This window comes from Amnibacterium flavum, assembly GCF_003097495.1.
Lineage (GTDB): Bacteria > Actinomycetota > Actinomycetes > Actinomycetales > Microbacteriaceae > Naasia > Naasia flava.
This window is the reverse complement of record NZ_QEOP01000003.1, coordinates 1-17,793: the sequence shown is the minus strand read 5'-3', so window position 1 is coordinate 17,793 and position 17,793 is coordinate 1. Positions and strand designations below refer to the sequence as shown.

The window sequence follows — 17,793 nt, the reverse complement described above, 5'->3', positions numbered from 1 at the left end:
TCCTGGGCTGCCCGTCTCAGACGCGCACGGCGAAGACGACCGTGTTGTCGACGTAGCTCGCCGCGGACGGATCGAAGAATCCGCCGCAGGTGATGAGACGCAGCTCATCGGTCGGCAGGGCCCCGAAGACACGACCCGTCGGGAACTGCGCCTTCGGGAAGTCCGTCACCTCCGACACGGCGTATGTCGTGACGGCGCCGTTGACATCGGTGACCTCGACGGTGTCACCCGGAACGAGTTCCGCGAGGCGATAGAAGACGGCGGGTTCGCTGACCGAGTCGACGTGTCCCGCGATGACGGTGGGTCCCCGCCCGCCCGGTCTGCCGCCTCCGGTGAACCAGCCGACGTCATTCCATTCGGCGGGAACGTACATCGACCCGTCGGACTTGATGCCGAGGTCGATGAGCGGCTCGTCGAGATCGATGGCCGCGATCCTTATCGCCGCGGGTTCGACGCCCTCGCCGAGCGGGGCGGCGACCGGCTCCGCCGGGGCCGGGTCGACCGTCGGCTCGGGTGAGGCCGGGGCCGGAGCGGTGGTCGATCGCTCGGGCCGAGGCGCGGTGTCGGCAGCGGATTCGGCAGGCGCGCACCCGACCAGCGCGGCGACGAGGCCCAGCATGCCCGCGGCGGCGATCATGCGCGCCGCACGCGGGGGGCCGGGCCGCTCGCCGCCTCGACGGGCGCGCGGGGCATCCGCCCGCACGCCCGCCGAGGCTCCGGAGGAACGGCTCAACTGCGCTGCGCCCGGCGGCGGGTGACGAGGTAACCGGCGGTGCCGAGCGCTGTCGCGGCGGCGAGTCCGATCGCACCCATCGCGAGGCCCGAGTCACCTTCGGGGGCGGCGGCTACCGTGCTCGCGCCGCCACCGCCGGTGCTGATCCCGCCGACGGGCACCTGGGACAGCTGTCCCCGCACGACACCCGCAGCGAAGTCGACGGTGTGCGAGTCGCCGGTGAAGCCGGACGGGTTCGCCTCGATCTGGGCGAGGGTGAAGCCGGTTCCCGTGTCGGCTCCCGCAGCGGACATCACGCCCGTGGTGAAGGGTCCCTGCAGGCATCCGCTGCTCGTGCGGGGGCCGTCACCGACCGGCGTCGGGTTGGGGAATGCGATGCGCGGCGGACCGGCGGCCCCGGCGACGGCCTCGTGGATGTGCGTCGCCGTCTTCGCGGGGCTCTGGTAGTCGCCGGTCACCCCGGTGAGGGTGATGTCGTAGCAGATGATCTCGAGGTCTGAGTTGATCCGGAAGTTGAACTGCCCGGCCGCGCCGGGCTGTCCCGGAGCCGCCACCCCGTCGTTGTTGATGACCTGATCGGGTGTCGCCATCACGGTGAAGGCACTCGTGAAGCTGTCGGGTTCGGCCACCTCGGTCTCGGCGTGAGCGGGAACCGCCGCGACGAGGACGAGAGCTGCGGCGGCCACGCCGCCGACGGTGATGCTGCGGGGGAGTCTGTTCATCGATCTGCCTTCCGGAAGGTCACGCGCACCGGTCGGGGCGCTCACCAGGTACTACGAGTCGGAGCGGCGGACCGTTCACGCATACGGCGGATACACGGGTTCGAGATGAATTCGGTCCTCGGATGAACGCGGGGAGCCTTCCGTGCGTACTACCTGTCGGAGGGGACCGTCGACCGGCGGCTCACCTAGGCTCGGGCGGGAGAACGGATGACCGTGGTGACCGTGACATCGCCTGGACGGAGGATGCCACCCGTGCAACGACGCGACTTCGACGCCGCGAGCTCGTTCGACGAGCACGGATCCGCCCTCCTCGGGTTCGCGGTCAACGCGCTGCGCGATCACGCCCTTGCAGAGGACTGCGTGCAGGAGACGTTCCTTCGAGCCTGGCGGTCGCGCGACACCTTCGACGCCGAGCGCGGCAGCGAGCGGACCTGGCTGTTCGGGATCGCCCGCCGAGTCGTGATCGATGCGCTCCGGGCGCGAGCGCGGACGGTGCCCGAGACGGCGGACGGGCTCGTCGAAGGGATCGCAGCGGTGGCCGCCGATCCACTGGACCGGCTCGAACTCGCCGAGGCGCTCGCCGTGCTGACCGAGGAGCACCGCTCGATCGTCATCGCCGTGCATCTCGAGGGGCTCACCTACCAGGCAGCCTCGGAACGCTTCGGTGTTCCGGTGGCCACCTTGCGCACACGAGCCTTCTACGCGCTCCGTGCCCTGCGCACCCACCTCGACGGATTGGAGAGCCGCAATGGCTGAACCGACACGGGACCGGCGGGCCGAACTGATCATCGCCGCCATCGCAGGCGAACTCACCCCCGACGAGACCGTCGAGCTCGATGCGCTCCGGGCGACCGACCCGACGATCGACACCGACCTGGCCCAGCTCGGGGGAGTCGCCGACCGCGCCACGGACATCGGCACCTGGACGGAGGTCGCGCCATCGGCCTCGCTGCGCGATCGGATCGCGGCGCTCGCCGACGACGAGAGTGCGGAAGCAGAGCCCCCCGCCGTCATCGATCTCGCGAGCCGCCGACGCCCACGCGCCTGGCAGCTCATCGCGGGCGCCGCCGCCTGCGTCGCCATCGGGGTCGTCGCCGGCACTCTCATCCCGATAGCCGAGCCGAGCGGTCCGACGGGACCTCCCGGCACCTTGGGTGCGGTCGAGCACGTCGAATTCGTCGGCGAGCCCTCGGGCGTCGGTGTCGAGGGCGACCTCGTCGCGCACACCTGGGGTACCGAGACCGACCTGGTCATCTCGGGCGCAGCGGTGGGCGAGAGCTACACGGTCACCCTCGTCGGCCGCGACGGCGCCGAATACGACTCGGGGACCTTCCTCGGCTCCGCAGTCGAGATCGACTGCCGGATGAACGCAGCGGTTCTCCGAGAGGACGTCGCCTCCGTCGTGATCAGGGATCAGGGCGGCGACGAGATCGCCGTCGCGGAGGTCCCGTCGGTCGGCGCCTGAGGCCCCGCAGCGCGGAGGCCTCGGCACGGCGCGAGCCGGGCGGTGGGCCTCAGCCCTTGACCCGGCGGAAGCGGGGGATGACCTGCCCGTCGTGCTCGACGGTCTCGGAGAACATGGCGAGCGGCCTGACCCACACGCCCCTCTCACCGTAGAGGGCACGGTAGACGACGAGCTCCTCCTCGGTCTCGCTGTGCCGTGCCAGGTGGAGCACCTCGTACCGGGCGCCCTTGAAGTGCTCGTAGGTCCCGGGCTGCAGGTCGTCCATGCGGATGACCTTAGCGAGCTCGGCGTCGGTAGACTCGATCACCGTGTCATCCACGTCTCCCATCAGCGAATCCGCCGTAGCCGAGGCCGTCGACGCGGCCCTCGCCGCCGCCGCGGCAGCCTCCTCGCTCACCGACCTCAAGGCCGCCCGCTCGGCCCATGCGGGCGAGGCGTCAGCTCTCGCCAAGCTCAACGCGCTCATGCGCGAGGTCCCCGCCGACCAGAAGGCCTCGGCCGGCAAGCTCGTCGGTCAGGCACGGGGGCGTGTGAACCAGGCATTCGCCCAGCGCGAGAGCGAACTCGCCGAAGCCGAGACCGCGGCTCGCCTCGCCGCCGAGGCGGTCGATGTGACGGCGGCGTCGAGCACCTGGCGTCCCGGGGCACGGCACCCGCTGAGCCTGCTGCAGGAAGAGGTCAGCGACATCTTCGTCGGCATGGGCTGGGAGATCGCGGAAGGCCCCGAACTCGAGCACGAGTGGTTCAACTTCGACGCGCTCAACTTCGACGAAGACCACCCCGCACGCGCCATGCAGGACACCTTCTTCATCGACCCGCCCGAGCGGCATCTCGTGCTGCGCACCCACACGTCGCCGGTGCAGGTCCGGTCGCTTCTCGATCGACCGCTTCCCGTCTACGTCCTGTGCCCCGGCCGGGTCTACCGCACCGACGAGTTCGACGCGACGCACCTGCCGGTCTTCTCGCAGTTCGAGGGACTCGCCATCGACAAGGGCCTGACCATGGCCCACCTGCGCGGCACCCTCGAGCACCTCGCCCGCATCATGTTCGGCGACGAGGCGCGCATCCGCCTGCGCCCCAACTACTTCCCCTTCACCGAGCCGTCAGCCGAGATGGATGTCTGGCAGCCCGGCGCCAAGGGCGGGCCCCGCTGGGTCGAATGGGGCGGGTGCGGCATGGTCAACGCCAACGTCCTGCGAGCCGCCGGCATCGACCCCGACGAATACCAGGGCTTCGCGTTCGGCACCGGCATCGAGCGCACCCTCCAATTCCGCAACGGACTGAACGACATGAGAGACATGGCAGAGGGCGACATCCGCTTCAGCGAGCAGTTCGGACAGGTGCTCTGATGCGGGTACCGCTGAGCTGGCTCGCCGAGTACGTCGACCTCCCCGCCGACACGACCCTCGCCGATGTCCACGCCGCACTCGTCAAGGTCGGTCTGGAGGAGGAGGACGTCCACGAGTTCGACGTCACCGGCCCCGTCGTCGTCGGCGAGGTGCTCGAGTTCATCCCCGAACCGCAGAGCAACGGCAAGACGATCCGCTGGTGCCAGGTCCGCGTCGCCCCCGACGGCGAGCAGGCTGCCGACGGCGGCGCCGACGTGCGCGGCATCGTCTGCGGCGCCTCGAACTTCGAGGTGGGCGACAAGGTCGTCGTGACGCTGCCCGGATCGGTGCTGCCCGGCCCGTTCCCGATCGCGGCCCGCAAGACCTACGGCCACGTGTCCGACGGCATGATCGCCTCGACCCGCGAGCTCGGCCTCGGCGAGGAGCACGACGGCATCCTCCGACTCGTCACCCTCGGTCTCGATCCCGAGCCGGGCACCGACGCGATCGAACTGCTCGGCCTCGCCGACTCGGCCGTCGAGGTCAACGTCACGCCCGACCGGGGCTACGCGTTCTCGATCCGCGGCATCGCCCGTGAGTACTCGCACTCGACGGGGGCCGCCTTCCACGACCCCGCCGCCGCGCCGCAGCCGCTCATCGGCAGCGGATTCGACGTCACGATCGACGACGGCGATCCGATCCGCGGTCGTGTCGGCTCGACGGCGTTCACGACCCGGGTCGTCAGCGGAATCGACGTCACCAGACCGACCCCGCCGTGGATGGTCTCCCGTCTGCGCCTGGTCGGCATGCGCTCGATCTCGCTGCCCGTCGACATCACCAACTACGTGATGTTCGAGCTCGGCCAGCCGACGCACGCCTACGACCTCGCGACCCTCGACGGCGGAATCGTCGTACGCAGAGCCGAAGCGGGGGAGACGCTCGAGACCCTCGACGGTCAGACCCGAAAGCTGGACCCCGAGGATCTGCTCATCACCGACGGCTCCGGCCCGATCGGACTCGCCGGAGTCATGGGCGGCGCGCGCACCGAGGTGAGCGCCTCCACGACCGACGTGCTCATCGAGGCCGCGAACTTCGATCCCGTGTCGATCGCGCGAACCGTGCGGCGGCACAAGCTCTCCAGCGAGGCGTCGAAGCGGTTCGAGCGCGGCGTCGACCCCGAGGTCGGGCAGGCCGCCGCGGCGCGAGTCGTGCAACTCCTCGTCGACCTCGCAGGCGGCACGGTGACGACTCTGGGCTCCGACTACACGGACCCCGCAGTGCGCGGTGCCATCGAGCTGCCCGAGGGATACGTCAGCTCGATCATCGGCGTCGACTACACGCCCGGCGAGGTCATGTCGGCACTCAGCGCGATCGGGGCTCAGATCGAGGCAGTCGCAACCGGACTCCTCGTCACCCCGCCGAGCTGGCGCCCCGATCTGACCGACAAGGCGACGCTGGCCGAGGAGGTCGCACGCCTCGCCGGCTACGACCGCATCCCGTCGGTGCTGCCCGTCGCCCCTCCCGGCCGCGGACTGACCCGTTCGCAGAAGCTCCGCCGCGGTGTCGCCCGCTCGCTCGCCGCTGCTGGCAGCGTCGAGGTCCTCCCCTTCCCGTTCGTCGCGAAGGCGGAGAACGACCTCTTCGGTGCCCCGATCGCCGGTGACGTGGCCTCGGTGCGCCTGGCCAACCCGCTCGACGGCGAGGCGCCCTACCTCCGGGCATCACTCATCCCGGGTCTTCTCGACGTCGCGAAGCGCAACCGCTCGCGCGGCGAGGTCGATCTCGATCTGTTCGAGGTCGGATCGGTGTTCCGACCCGAGCCCGGCGTCCAGTACGGCACCGACTACATCCCGCCGATCGCCGCGCTTCCGAGCCGCGAGACGCTCGTCGCGCTCAACGCGAGCCTGCCCCCTCAGCCCCGGCATGTCGCCGTGCTGCGGATGGGTCTGAAGACCGGCAAGCAGCCCGGTCAGGATGCCGTCGCCTACGACTGGCGCGATGCGCTGACGGCCGCCCAGCAGGTGGCTGCGGCCGTGCGCGTCCGGGTGCGACCGGCCCAGTCGTCGCATCAGGCCTTCCACCCGGGGCGCACCGCCGAGCTGTTCGTCGATACCGAGAACGGCGCCGTGTCCGTCGGCTTCGCCGGCGAACTGCTGCCCACGGTCGCGCAGGACGCCGATCTCCCCGCGGTCGTCGCGGTCGCCGAGCTCGACCTCGACCTGCTGATCAGCCTCGCCGACCCCGATGCGCACGCCGCTCTCATCGCGGGCGTTCCCGCTGCGACCCAGGACCTGTCCCTGGTCGTCGACGCGACGGTGCCCGCAGGCGACGTGCTGTCCGCCGTCGCCGAAGGAGCCGGCGAGCTGCTCGAGCAGATCAGCCTCGTCGACGACTACCGCGGGTCGGGTCTTCCGGACGGGCTGAAATCGCTGACCTTCGCGCTGCGGTTCCGTGCGGTCGACCGTACTCTCACCGCTGCCGAGGCGACCGAGTCGAAGCTCGCGGGCGTCGCGCTCGCGGCCGAGCGCACCGGCGCCAAGCTGCGGGAGTGAATCGGCGCGCGGCGCGCCCGAGTTGTCGCTCGGGTGCGCCGCGCGCTAATGTCGCACTTCTATGGACATCCGTCGGCAGGGAATCGCGCTTCGTCGCGACCGTCGACGCGCGCGCCGAGCCTAGGCGGCATGCCTTCGCCACCCGCTCATCGGGTCGGCTCGCATCGTCGCCGTTTCAGGCCCCGTCCATCCATCTCAGTAAGGTAGAAACATGCCTTTGTCCGTTGCCGTAGCCGGTGCTTCCGGCTACGCGGGCGGCGAGATACTCCGGCTTCTCAGCGGTCATCCCGAGTTCGAAGTGCGCACCGTCACCGCGCATTCGACAGTGGGGCAGAGCCTCGGCTCGGTCCAACCGCATCTGCGTTCGCTGGCTCATCTCGTCCTCGTCGACACCACCCCCGAGAATCTCGCGGGGCACGACATCGTCTTCCTCGCCCTGCCGCACGGCGCCTCCGCCGCGATCACCGCCGAACTCGGCGACGCGGCCCTCGTGGTCGACTGCGGCGCCGACCACCGGCTCGAGTCCGCCGAGGACTGGGCGGCGTTCTACTCGGGCGAGCATTCCGAGGCGTGGGCCTACGGCGTACCCGAACTGCCCATCCCCGCGGTGACCGCCGGACTGGCGTCCGACGCACCCGATGGCGCCGTCTCCGATCTCGTCGCGAAGCAGCGAGGCCGGCTCGTAGGCGCTCGGCGCATCGCGGCCCCGGGATGCAACGCCAGCACGGTGGCCCTGTCGCTAGCGCCCGGCATCGCCTCGGGAGTGATCCTGCCGACCGATCTCGTCTCCGTCCTCGCGGTGGGGCCGTCCGGTGCGGGCAAGACGCTCAAGACTCACCTGCTCGCGAGTGAGATCCTCGGCTCCGCCAATGCCTACGGCATCGGGGGAGTGCACCGCCACATCCCCGAGATCCAGCAGGCGCTTCGCTGGGCCGGTGCGGAGTCGTCCACCATCTCCTTCACCCCGGTGATCGTGCCCATGTCGCGCGGCATCCTCGCCACCTCGACCGCGATCCTCGCGCCGGGGGTCGGTGCTGCCGAGGTGCGCGCGGCGTGGGAGGACGCGTACGTCGACGAGCCGTTCGTCGAGCTGCTCCCCGATGGCCAGTTCCCGCGCACGGCCGATGTGATCGGTGCCAACACCGCGCTGCTCGGCCTGGCCGTCGACGAGGCAGCGGGCCGCGTCGTCGTCATCGCCGCCGTCGACAACCTGGTCAAAGGCACCGCGGGCGCCGCGATCCAGTCCGCGAACATCGCACTCGGCTTCCCCGAGACCCTCGGGCTCACCACGAACGGAGTGGCCCCATGAGCGTCACCGCAGCTGCCGGCTTCGAGGCGGCCGGAGTCTCCGCAGGTCTCAAGGCCAGCGGAGGTCTCGATTTCGCCCTGGTCGTCAATCGCGGTCCGCTGCAGAGCGCGGCCGCCGTCTTCACCAGCAACCGGGCGAAGGCGAACCCGATCCTCTGGTCCGAGCAGGTCATCGTCGACGGCGCCGTCGCCGCGATCGCCCTCAACTCGGGCGGGGCGAACTGCTTCACCGGGCCGCAGGGATTCCAGACCACCCACGCGACGGCCGAGGCCGTCGGCGAGTCGATCGGAGTCTCCGCGGGCGACGTGCTCATCTGCTCGACGGGGCTCATCGGCGAGCAGCTCGACCGCGCCAAGGTGCTCGAGGGCGTCATCGACGCGACCGCGCACCTGTCGACCGACGGGGGACTCGACGCGGCCGACGCGATCATGACGACAGACAGCGTGCGCAAGACGGCGACCGTCGCGGAAGGCGGCTGGATCCTCGGCGGCATGGCGAAGGGCGCCGGAATGCTCGCACCGGGTCTCGCGACCATGCTCGTCGTGCTGACCACCGACGCCGCGCTCGACGCATCCGAGCTCGACGCGGCTCTGCGCGCGGCCACCCGGGTGAGCTTCGACCGGCTCGACAGCGACGGCTGCATGTCGACCAACGACCAGGTCTCGCTTCTCGCGAGCGGGGCATCCGGCGTCCGCCCCGACCTCGACCAGTTCACCGCGGCACTCCGCGCCATCTGCACCGACCTCGCCAAGCAGCTGCAGGCCGACGCCGAAGGAGCGAGCCACACCATCGACATCGAGGTCGTCGGCGCCCTCACCGAGGAGGACGCCGTCGAGGTCGGTCGCTCGGTCGCGCGCAACAACCTCTTCAAGACCGCCGTCTTCGGAAACGACCCCAACTGGGGCCGGGTGCTCGCCGCGATCGGAACGACCTCCGCCGCGTTCGACCCCTACGCCGTCGACGTCAGCATGAACGGGATCCGGGTCTGCTCCGAGGGGCAGCCCGATCAGCCGCGCGACCTCGTCGATCTGTCCGGTCGGCAGACCCACGTTCTCATCGACCTCAAGGCGGGCAGCGCATCGGCCACGGTGTTCTCGAACGACCTGACGACGGATTACGTGCACGAGAACAGCGCGTACTCGAGTTGACCGTGCACGACGTCACCTCTCCGCTCACCGGTTCGCTGCCGGTGCAGACGACCACGCCCGAGGAGGCCGCGATCAAGGCGGCGACCCTCATCGAATCGCTGCCGTGGCTGCAGCGCTTCGCGGGCCAGATCGTCGTCGTCAAATACGGCGGCAACGCGATGGACGACCCCGAGTCCCTCCGCACGTTCGCCGAGGACATGGTCTACCTGCGGCACGTCGGCATCAAGCCCGTCGTCGTCCACGGCGGCGGACCCCAGATCACCGCGATGCTCGATCGGCTCGGCATCGTCAGCGAGTTCCGTGGCGGCTACCGGGTGACGACTCCCGAGACGATGGAGATCGTCCGCATGGTGCTGACCGGGCAGGTCAGCCGTGACATCGTCGGACTCATCAACGAGCACGGTCCGCTCGCGGCGGCGGTGTCGGGGGAGGACGCCGGTCTCTTCACCGGCCGTCGACGCGGCGCACTGGTCGACGGGGTCGAGGTGGACCTCGGTCTCGTCGGCGACGTCGTCGCGGTCGATCCCGCCGGGGTGCTCGCTCAGGTCGAGGCCGGGCGGATCCCCGTCGTGTCCTCGATCGCCCCCGACGGCGACGAACCGGGCCAGAGCCTCAACATCAACGCCGACGCGGCGGCAGCGGCCCTCGCCGTCTCGCTGGGTGCGGCCAAGCTCGTGATCCTCACCAACGTGGCGGGGCTCTACAGCGACTGGCCCAACCGGGAGTCGCTCGTGTCGCACATCCGCTCGGCCGAGCTCGCGGCACTGCTGCCCGCGCTCGACACGGGCATGATCCCCAAGATGGCCGCCTGCCTCGCGGCCGTGCAGGGCGGAGTGGACAAGGCAGCCGTCATCGACGGCCGCATCCCCCACTCGATCCTGCTCGAGATCTTCACCGGCAGCGGAATCGGAACGGAGGTCGTGGCGTGACCACGACAGGCGTGACCTCAACAGATGCGACCAAGGCGGAAGGCTACGAGGCCCGGCACGCGTCGGCCCTCATGCGCACACTCGGCCCGCCCATGCTCGTGCTCGAGCGCGGAGAGGGCGCGTGGGTGTGGGATGTGGACGGGGTGCAGTACCTCGACTTCCTCGCCGGCATCGCCGTCAACTCCCTCGGACACGCGCACCCCGTCGTCGTCGAGGCGGCGGCGCGGCAGGCGGCCACTCTCGCCCACGTATCGAATTACTTCGCGACCCCATCCCAGATCGAGCTCGCCGAGCGGCTGCGCCGGCTGACGGGGGCAGGGGAGCGGGGCCGCGTCTACTTCGGCAACTCCGGCGCCGAGGCCATCGAGGCGGCCTTCAAGCTGGCGCGGCGCAACGAGGGCGAGGGGCGCCATCGCATCCTCAGCCTGCAGAACGCCTTCCACGGGCGCACCATGGGCGCACTGGCGCTCACCGGCAAGGTCTCGCTCCAGGAGTCCTTCCTCCCCATGGTTCCCGGGGTCGAGCACATCGACTCGACCATCGAGGCTCTCGAGGAGAACATCGACGACAGCGTCGCCGCCCTCTTCCTCGAGCCCATCAAGGGCGAGGCCGGGGTCCTGCCGCTGCCCGACGGGTATCTGCAGCGCGCCCGGGAGCTGACAGCGGCGCACGGCGCCCTCCTCGTCATCGACGAGATCCAGACGGGGGTCGGCCGCACCGGCGAATGGTTCGCCTACCAGCACGCCGGCATCGAACCCGATGCCGTCGCGATCGCCAAGGGCATCGCGGGCGGGATCCCGCTGGGCGCGCTCGTCACGTTCGGCGACGCGAGCGCGCTCCTGCAGCGAGGCGATCACGGCAGCACGTTCGGCGGCAACCCGTTCGCGACCACCGTGGGCAACGCGGTGCTCACCGAGATCGAGGACGCCGGACTGGTCGACAATGCGCGGGTCCGTGGCGACCAGCTCATGAAGCTGATCCGGGCCATCGATTCGCCGCTCATCGAGGCCGTCCGCGGAACCGGGCTCATGGTGGGCGTCGGCATCGTCGACGGCCGGGCGGCTGAGGTCGCCGAGAGCGCCTTGGCGCACGGCCTCATCATCAACGCCCCCAACGCGTCCAGCCTCCGGATCGTCCCGCCGCTCATCATCGGCGGCGCCGAGTTGGCCGCCTTCGACGAGCGATTCCGAGCCGCGCTCGTTGCGCTCTGACGTTTTGCACGCCTCCGACGACGAGAGAACCAGATGACCCGCCACTTCCTGCGCGATGACGACCTGAGCCCCGCCGAGCAGTCCGAGATCCTCGACCTCGCGGTCCGACTGAAGGGCGACAGGTTCTCCGAGAAGCCGCTCGCCGGCCCGCAGACCGTCGCGGTGATCTTCGACAAGTCCTCGACCCGCACGCGGGTGTCCTTCGCGGTGGGTGTGGCCGACCTCGGCGGCAGCCCGCTCATCATCTCGACGGCGAACAGCCAGCTCGGCGGCAAGGAGACCCCCGCCGACACGGCGCGCGTTCTCGAGCGGATGGTCGCGGCGATCGTCTGGCGCACCTACGCCCAGTCGGGCCTCGAAGAGATGGCGAACGGCACGACCGTCCCCGTCGTCAACGCGCTGTCCGACGAGTTCCATCCGTGCCAGCTCCTCGCCGACCTGCTCACCATCCGCGAGCACCGCGGCGCGCTCGCCGGTCTGACGGTCGCGTTCCTCGGCGACGGCGGCAGCAACATGGCCCAGTCCTACCTTCTTGCCTGCGCCGTGGCCGGCATGAACATCCGGATCGGCGCGCCCATCGATTACGAGCCCAAGCAGCACGTCGTCGATGAGGCGTTCGCGATCGCCGAGCGCACGGGCGGTTCCGTCGCCGTTCTCGCCGATCCGATCGCCGCCGTCGGGGGTGCGGACGTCGTCGTCACCGACACCTGGGTGTCGATGGGGCGCGAGGACGAGAAAGCGGAGCGCATCGCGGCGCTGGGGAGTTACAAGGTCACCCCCGAGCTGATGACGCACGCCGCCGAGGACGCCCTCTTCCTGCACTGCCTGCCCGCGGACCGCGGTTACGAGGTCGACGCGTCCGTCATCGACGGGCCGCAGAGCGTCATCTGGGACGAGGCGGAGAACCGACTGCACGCTCAGAAGGCTCTCCTCGTCTGGCTCCTGCGCCAACAGGGGGCATGAGCATGACGAAGCCGGGGGAGCAGAGCTGATGGCCGACGAGATCGAACCCCGCGAGGAGGCGCCCGCGCCGGAGTCGACGGGTGCGGTGCGCGGCGGAGCCCTCTGGGGCGGCCGATTCGCTTCGGGACCCTCGCCCGAGCTCGAGCGGCTCAGTCGTTCCACGCATTTCGACTGGCAGCTCGCCCAATACGACATCGCCGGCTCGCGGGCCCACGCGGCCGCGCTTGCAAGTGCCGGCCTGCTCGACCCCGACGAGCTGACCGGCATGCTCGCCGCGCTCGACGCGCTGTCCGCGGACGTCGACGCCGGAGCCTTCCGCGCCGAGCCGTCCGACGAGGACGTGCACTCGGCGCTCGAACGCGGACTCATCGAGCGGGCCGGCGCCGAGCTCGGCGGGAAGCTGCGCGCCGGTCGCAGTCGCAACGACCAGATCGCAACCCTCGTGCGGCTCCTGCTGCGCGATCATGCCGCGACGATCACCGGGCAGCTCGTCGATCTGATCGACTCCATCGCCGCGCAGGCCGACCGGCATTTCGGCGCGATCATGCCGGGACGCACGCATCTGCAGCATGCGCAGCCGGTGCTGCTCGCGCATCACCTGCTCGCCCACGCCTGGCCGCTCGTCCGAGACATCGAGCGCCTCGCCGACTGGGGGCGGCGGGCCGACTCGTCGCCCTACGGGTCCGGTGCCCTCGCGGGCAGCACCCTCGGGCTCGATGCGCAGCAGGTCGCGCACGACCTCGGCTTCTCCCGCGTCGTCGAGAACTCGATCGATGGCACGGCCTCACGCGACCTCGTGGCCGAGTTCGCGTTCGTCAGCGCCCAGATCGGTGTCGACCTCTCTCGCTTCGCCGAGGACATCATCATCTGGAACACCCGCGAGTTCGGGTTCGTCACCCTGCACGACGGCTACTCGACGGGATCGTCGATCATGCCGCAGAAGAAGAACCCCGACATCGCCGAGCTGGCCCGGGGCAAGTCGGGTCGACTGATCGGCAACCTCGCCGGCCTCCTCGCGACGCTCAAAGGCCTGCCTCTCGCCTACAACCGCGACCTCCAGGAGGACAAGGAGCCGGTCTTCGACTCCATCGAGACCCTCGAGGTGCTGCTGCCCGCGTTCACCGGCATGGTCGCCACACTCTCCTTCGATACGGACCGGATGCGCGAGCTCGCCCCTCAGGGCTTCTCCCTCGCGACGGATATCGCAGAGTGGCTCGTCGCACGAGGGGTTCCGTTCCGCGACGCGCACGAACTGTCGGGCGCGTGCGTGCGCGCGGCGGAGGCCCGCGGGGGTGACCTCGACGTCCTCACCGACGCCGATTTCGCTGCGATCTCACCCCTGCTGACGCCGGAGGTGAAATCGGTGCTCACGATCGAGGGCTCCGTCGGCAGCCGCGACAACGCCGGTGGAACGGCGCCGGTCCGCGTGCGCGAGCAGCTGGCCGCGCTCACCGCCCGGGTCCGCGACATCACCGGGGGAGAGAGATGAGCCGCAAACGTCCGCAGAACGACGCGTCGCGCTACCGCTGGGTCGTCCCCGTCGCGGTCGTGGTGGCGATCCTCGCGATTCTGTACGCGGTGGTCGTCTCGGTGAGCAACGGCACGTTCCTGTGAGGTGGGGGCGGCCGTTCGAGCGGGGCGCGTTCGAGTCGCCCGCCGAGCAGGTCGCGCCGCTCCTCCTCGGCGCGCGCTTCGCGCACACGACCATCGAGGGAACCGTCGCCGTCCGGCTGACGGAGGTCGAGGCGTACGCGGGAGAGGGTCTCGATCCCGGCTCGCACGCCCACCGCGGGCAGGGGCGGCGCAATGCGGTGATGTTCGGTGAGCCCGCGCGCCTCTACACCTACTTCACCTACGGCATGCATGTCTGCGCCAACATCGTCTGCCTCGCCGACGGCCTCGCCGCGGGGATCCTCCTGCGTGCCGGCGAGGTCATCGAGGGCGAGGAACTCGCGAGGCGGCGACGCGGCGACGCTGTCGCGACGCGCGATCTGGCACGGGGGCCGGCACGCCTGGCCAAGGCGATGGGCATACCGCTGAGCGACGGGGGAGCCGATCTGCTGTCGTCGCCCTACGCGCTCGAACGCCCCGAGACGGTGGCCGTTCATGCCGTGAGTGCGCGCACGGGAGTCAGCGGTCCCGGCGGGTCGCTCGAATACCCGTGGCGGTTCTACCTGCCGGACGACCCGACTGTCTCGCCGTACCGCGCCCATGTGCCGAGACGGCGGCTCCCGCTGAGCTGATCCCCGGTCGGCGGGTCAGCTGCGGGCGAGAAGCGCGATGCCGGCGGCGCAGGCCGCCCAGATGACGCTGACGAGCGACCCGATGATGAACCGCTCCCGAGTCTCCGACGAGTCGAGTTCGGAGAACCGGCCGACGCCTTTGATCGCGACGACCACGGCCAGGCCCTCAGGGAAACCGGCCAGGAGGGTGCCGGCGACCGCCAGTCGTTCCAGCAGGCCGATGGTCGTGCCTCCCCGCAGCACCTCGGCGTCGCGCCCGTCGTGCCGGAGGATGATGCCGCCGTGGGTGCCGTCGCGGACGGTACCGCGAGAGGTCAGCGAGAGCACGTGGGCTGCGGCGGGACCGCCGCCCGCGACGGCTGCGACGATGACGAGGACCGTCACCAGTGAGCCGAGCGCGAAGCCCGGGTCGGGGAGGGGAACGGCGGCGAGCAGGAGCCCGAGAGCGAGCGCCCCGGCCGCGGAGTACAGGACTGCGCGCGACGCCGAGCGCCAAGCGACCACCGAGAGCGCGGCAGCGGCGGCCACGGTGGCGACGAGTGCGCACCAGTACAGGACGAGCACGACGGACGCCCCCATAACCGCTCTCCTCCCGCGGGCGATGCGCCCGTGTCGATCTCAGTCCTGCGGCGTCGCCGCGTCGAGCCGTTCCAACAGTACGACCAGCCCCGGACGTGCGCGTTCCTCGATCCGCCAGCCGGCCGCGCGCAGACGGAGACTGACGGCCTGGGGGGTGATTCCGAGTCGCTCGGCCGCCGCGGTCTGGCTCATGCCGGCCGCGATCATGTCGGTCACGGCCCAGCCCTCGGGCGACCGCCGCGCGCGGAGGGTGAGGAGGAGATCGACGAGTGCTCCCACCTGATCACCGTCGGGCACTGCGTCGGGTGCGCCGATGAGGGTGAATCTGGTGGGGGAGCGCTTGGCCGCGTCGATCGCCTCGCGCCCGCGAACGAAGGCGGGGCCCGAGGCCTCGGCGGCGGTGGCGGGCATCGGATCGATGACGGAGCCGACTCCGAGGCCGGTGCTCCAGTGATCGTCGCGTCGCAGTCGGAGCACGATCTCGAGCGCGGTGCTGGCGTGGCGGGTCACGAACTGGAGTTCGTCGCCGGCGTACCGTGCGGCCGGCACCTCGAGGGAGTCCGCGAGGTCGGCGACCGATTCCAGCGCGGCGGGCACTCGGTCCCGATCGCCGGTGCTGTTGATCTGATCAGCGGTGACGACGAACATGGATCAAGCTTATGAGCTTGATAATTCTAAATCAAGCCCCAATCCTTGATTCGCAAGGATCAAGTCCGACGACTCGATCCCGAGCCTGGGCACAAGAGCCCGAGGCCGGCGGGATTGCTAGCGTATGTCGGGTGTCCAGCACCAATGCCGTCCTCGCCGATCAGCACAACGATCCCTCGTTCGAGAACATCTGGGATGAGATCCGCTGGCGCGGCCTCGTCCACGTCTCGACCGACGAGGCGGCGCTCCGCGAACTGCTGAGCGGTCCGCCCATCGTCTACTACTGCGGGTTCGACCCGACGGCGCCGTCCCTGCACCTCGGCAACCTGGTCCAGCTCCTTCTCCTGCGGCGGCTGCAGCTGGCCGGCCACCGCCCGCTCGGTCTGGTCGGCGGCTCCACGGGGCTGATCGGCGATCCGAGGCCGACGGCGGAGCGGACCCTCAACACCCCCGAGACCGTGGCGGACTGGGTGGGCCGCCTCCGTGCTCAGATCGAGAGGTTCCTCGACTTCGAATCCGAGGCGGCCGCGCGAATGGTCAACAACCTCGACTGGACGGCCGATCTGTCCGCCATCGACTTCCTGCGCGACATCGGCAAGCACTTCCGGGTCGGCACGATGCTGAAGAAGGATGCCGTGAGTGCGCGCCTGAACTCGGACGCGGGGATCAGCTACACCGAGTTCAGCTACCAGATCCTCCAAGGTTTCGACTTCCTGCAGCTGCACCGTCAGTACGACTGCGTACTGCAGACGGGTGGAAGCGATCAGTGGGGCAATCTGACGAGCGGCACCGACCTGGTGCATCGCGTCGAAGGGCATTCGGTGCACGCCATCGGCACCCCTCTGATCACCAACTCCGACGGGACCAAGTTCGGCAAGAGCGAGGGGAACGCCGTGTGGCTCGATCGAGACCTCACGTCGCCGTACGCGTTCTACCAGTTCTGGCTCAATACGCTCGACGAGGACGTCATCGCCCGGATCAAGATTTTCACCTTCCTCACGCGGGAGCAGGTCGAGGAGCTCGAGCGGGCGGTGGCGGATGAGCCGTTCCGTCGTGCCGCGCAGAGGACCCTCGCCCGCGAAGTGACCTCCCTCGTGCATGGAAGGGATGCCACGGAACAGGTGATCGCCGCATCGGAGGCCCTTTTCGGCGGGGGAGAGCTCAGCGGTCTCGACGCCGACACCCTCGTCGATGCGCTGCGGGAGATCCCGCACACCACGGCGCCCGCCTCCACGCCGGTGGCTCAGCTGCTCGTCGACACCGGGCTGACCTCGAGCCTCAGCGAAGCTCGACGAGCGATCGCGCAGGGAGGCGTGTACCTGAACAACGTGAAGGTGGAGTCCGACGCCGTCACCGTGGACGGAGCTGTTCTGGATGCGGGAGTCGCGGTGCTCCGACGGGGCAAGAGGACACTCGCCGGGGTCTTCGTCGAGTAGAGTCTCGAGCGCAGGTCGGCCGACACGCCCGGGCTGCATGCTGGCGCGCGGTGAACCCTCCTCGTGAGGCCAGGGCGAAAACCGCCGCTGGATCGGGTGTTTTGGGGGGACGATCCGACCCGCGCGAGGGCCCTCGGGGCCCTCGAACGAGGGTCTGTGTTCACCACGAGTTGCGCACTGCGAAATCTCCCCGTAATGTCTTCCTTGTTGCCCCAAACGGTGCGGAGGAGCTGAGAAGCTCTGGCCCTCAAGCGGGAACACCGGTTGCTTCGGAACCATCTCGAGTCCACTTGCTGGATCGCGAGAGCGGATCTAAAGTAACCGAGTCGCTTTGAAGGACGTCACAGTCCCTCACGGTGCGCCTCTTCCGGAGGTGAACCAGAACCCGTCTCGACGCGGTTCCGCAGAAGCGACACGAATCGTCTGCCCTCATGAACTCTGCCGCGAGGTGGGGAGTGGGGAGCGTCCGATCCTTGAGAACTCAACAGCGTGCACTAAGTCAATGCCAAATTACCTCGGCCTCTGGT

General features: G+C 70.0%; 18 protein-coding genes. 13 read left to right on the top strand and 5 right to left on the bottom strand.

Annotated features, from left to right (window positions below):
• Positions 1-16: 16 nt before the first annotated feature.
• Positions 17-637 (bottom strand): class F sortase, encoded by a 621-nt coding sequence (locus DDQ50_RS14345; RefSeq protein WP_116757488.1) that lies wholly within the window; start codon positions 635-637, stop codon positions 17-19.
• Between the two features lie 92 nt (positions 638-729).
• Positions 730-1,455 carry a CHRD domain-containing protein gene (locus tag DDQ50_RS14340; protein ID WP_116757487.1) on the bottom strand — a complete coding sequence of 242 codons (726 nt, stop codon included), beginning with the start codon at positions 1,453-1,455 and terminating at the stop codon, positions 730-732.
• Between the two features lie 243 nt (positions 1,456-1,698).
• Between DDQ50_RS14340 and DDQ50_RS14335 the strand changes: the two genes are divergently transcribed.
• Positions 1,699-2,211 carry an RNA polymerase sigma factor gene (locus DDQ50_RS14335; protein WP_240614436.1) on the top strand — a complete coding sequence of 171 codons (513 nt, stop codon included), beginning with the start codon at positions 1,699-1,701 and terminating at the stop codon, positions 2,209-2,211.
• The gene (locus DDQ50_RS14330; RefSeq protein ID WP_116757485.1) at positions 2,204-2,920 is read left to right on the top strand and encodes an anti-sigma factor; all 717 of its coding nucleotides are present in this window, start codon (positions 2,204-2,206) and stop codon (positions 2,918-2,920) included. Before DDQ50_RS14335 ends, DDQ50_RS14330 begins: the two co-directional genes overlap by 8 nt.
• A gap of 49 nt (positions 2,921-2,969) precedes the next feature.
• Here the strand turns inward: DDQ50_RS14330 and DDQ50_RS14325 are convergent, their stop codons facing one another.
• Positions 2,970-3,227 carry a DUF1653 domain-containing protein gene (locus DDQ50_RS14325; RefSeq protein ID WP_240614434.1) on the bottom strand — a complete coding sequence of 86 codons (258 nt, stop codon included), beginning with the start codon at positions 3,225-3,227 and terminating at the stop codon, positions 2,970-2,972.
• Between the two features lies 1 nt (position 3,228).
• Between DDQ50_RS14325 and pheS the strand changes: the two genes are divergently transcribed.
• From pheS to DDQ50_RS14280, 10 genes are all read left to right on the top strand, one after another.
• Positions 3,229-4,269 carry a phenylalanine--tRNA ligase subunit alpha gene (gene pheS, locus DDQ50_RS14320; protein ID WP_377940118.1) on the top strand — a complete coding sequence of 347 codons (1,041 nt, stop codon included), beginning with the start codon at positions 3,229-3,231 and terminating at the stop codon, positions 4,267-4,269.
• Positions 4,269-6,800, top strand: coding sequence for a phenylalanine--tRNA ligase subunit beta (gene pheT, locus DDQ50_RS14315; protein ID WP_116757483.1), 2,532 nt, complete (start codon positions 4,269-4,271; stop codon positions 6,798-6,800). Before pheS ends, pheT begins: the two co-directional genes overlap by 1 nt.
• Before the next feature lie 211 nt (positions 6,801-7,011).
• Positions 7,012-8,109 (top strand): N-acetyl-gamma-glutamyl-phosphate reductase, encoded by a 1,098-nt coding sequence (locus DDQ50_RS14310; RefSeq protein WP_116757482.1) that lies wholly within the window; start codon positions 7,012-7,014, stop codon positions 8,107-8,109.
• On the top strand, positions 8,106-9,257 hold the full coding sequence (argJ, locus tag DDQ50_RS14305; RefSeq protein ID WP_116757481.1) for a bifunctional glutamate N-acetyltransferase/amino-acid acetyltransferase ArgJ: 1,152 nt from the start codon (positions 8,106-8,108) through the stop codon (positions 9,255-9,257). The genes DDQ50_RS14310 and argJ overlap by 4 nt, the downstream gene beginning before the upstream one ends.
• 35 nt (positions 9,258-9,292) lie before the next feature.
• On the top strand, positions 9,293-10,186 hold the full coding sequence (gene argB / locus DDQ50_RS14300; RefSeq protein WP_240614456.1) for an acetylglutamate kinase: 894 nt from the start codon (positions 9,293-9,295) through the stop codon (positions 10,184-10,186).
• A complete protein-coding gene (locus DDQ50_RS14295; protein WP_377940119.1) occupies positions 10,183-11,397 on the top strand; it encodes an acetylornithine transaminase in 1,215 nt (404 codons plus the stop codon). Before argB ends, DDQ50_RS14295 begins: the two co-directional genes overlap by 4 nt.
• Before the next feature lie 33 nt (positions 11,398-11,430).
• The gene (gene argF / locus DDQ50_RS14290) at positions 11,431-12,360 is read left to right on the top strand and encodes an ornithine carbamoyltransferase (protein ID WP_116757479.1); all 930 of its coding nucleotides are present in this window, start codon (positions 11,431-11,433) and stop codon (positions 12,358-12,360) included.
• A gap of 28 nt (positions 12,361-12,388) precedes the next feature.
• Positions 12,389-13,849 (top strand): argininosuccinate lyase, encoded by a 1,461-nt coding sequence (gene argH, locus DDQ50_RS14285; RefSeq protein WP_116757478.1) that lies wholly within the window; start codon positions 12,389-12,391, stop codon positions 13,847-13,849.
• Positions 13,846-13,974 carry a hypothetical protein gene (locus DDQ50_RS17630; RefSeq protein WP_276308414.1) on the top strand — a complete coding sequence of 43 codons (129 nt, stop codon included), beginning with the start codon at positions 13,846-13,848 and terminating at the stop codon, positions 13,972-13,974. Before argH ends, DDQ50_RS17630 begins: the two co-directional genes overlap by 4 nt.
• Positions 13,971-14,603, top strand: coding sequence for a DNA-3-methyladenine glycosylase (locus DDQ50_RS14280; RefSeq protein ID WP_116757477.1), 633 nt, complete (start codon positions 13,971-13,973; stop codon positions 14,601-14,603). The genes DDQ50_RS17630 and DDQ50_RS14280 overlap by 4 nt, the downstream gene beginning before the upstream one ends.
• 15 nt (positions 14,604-14,618) lie before the next feature.
• Here the strand turns inward: DDQ50_RS14280 and DDQ50_RS14275 are convergent, their stop codons facing one another.
• Positions 14,619-15,182 carry a hypothetical protein gene (locus DDQ50_RS14275; RefSeq protein WP_116757476.1) on the bottom strand — a complete coding sequence of 188 codons (564 nt, stop codon included), beginning with the start codon at positions 15,180-15,182 and terminating at the stop codon, positions 14,619-14,621.
• A gap of 39 nt (positions 15,183-15,221) precedes the next feature.
• Complete coding sequence (locus DDQ50_RS14270) at positions 15,222-15,830, bottom strand: DNA-binding protein (protein WP_116757475.1); 609 nt, start codon at positions 15,828-15,830, stop codon at positions 15,222-15,224.
• A gap of 131 nt (positions 15,831-15,961) precedes the next feature.
• Between DDQ50_RS14270 and tyrS the strand changes: the two genes are divergently transcribed.
• Positions 15,962-17,266, top strand: a complete 1,305-nt coding sequence (gene tyrS, locus DDQ50_RS14265; protein WP_240614433.1) for a tyrosine--tRNA ligase — start codon at positions 15,962-15,964, stop codon at positions 17,264-17,266.
• The last annotated feature ends 527 nt before the right edge of the window (positions 17,267-17,793 follow it).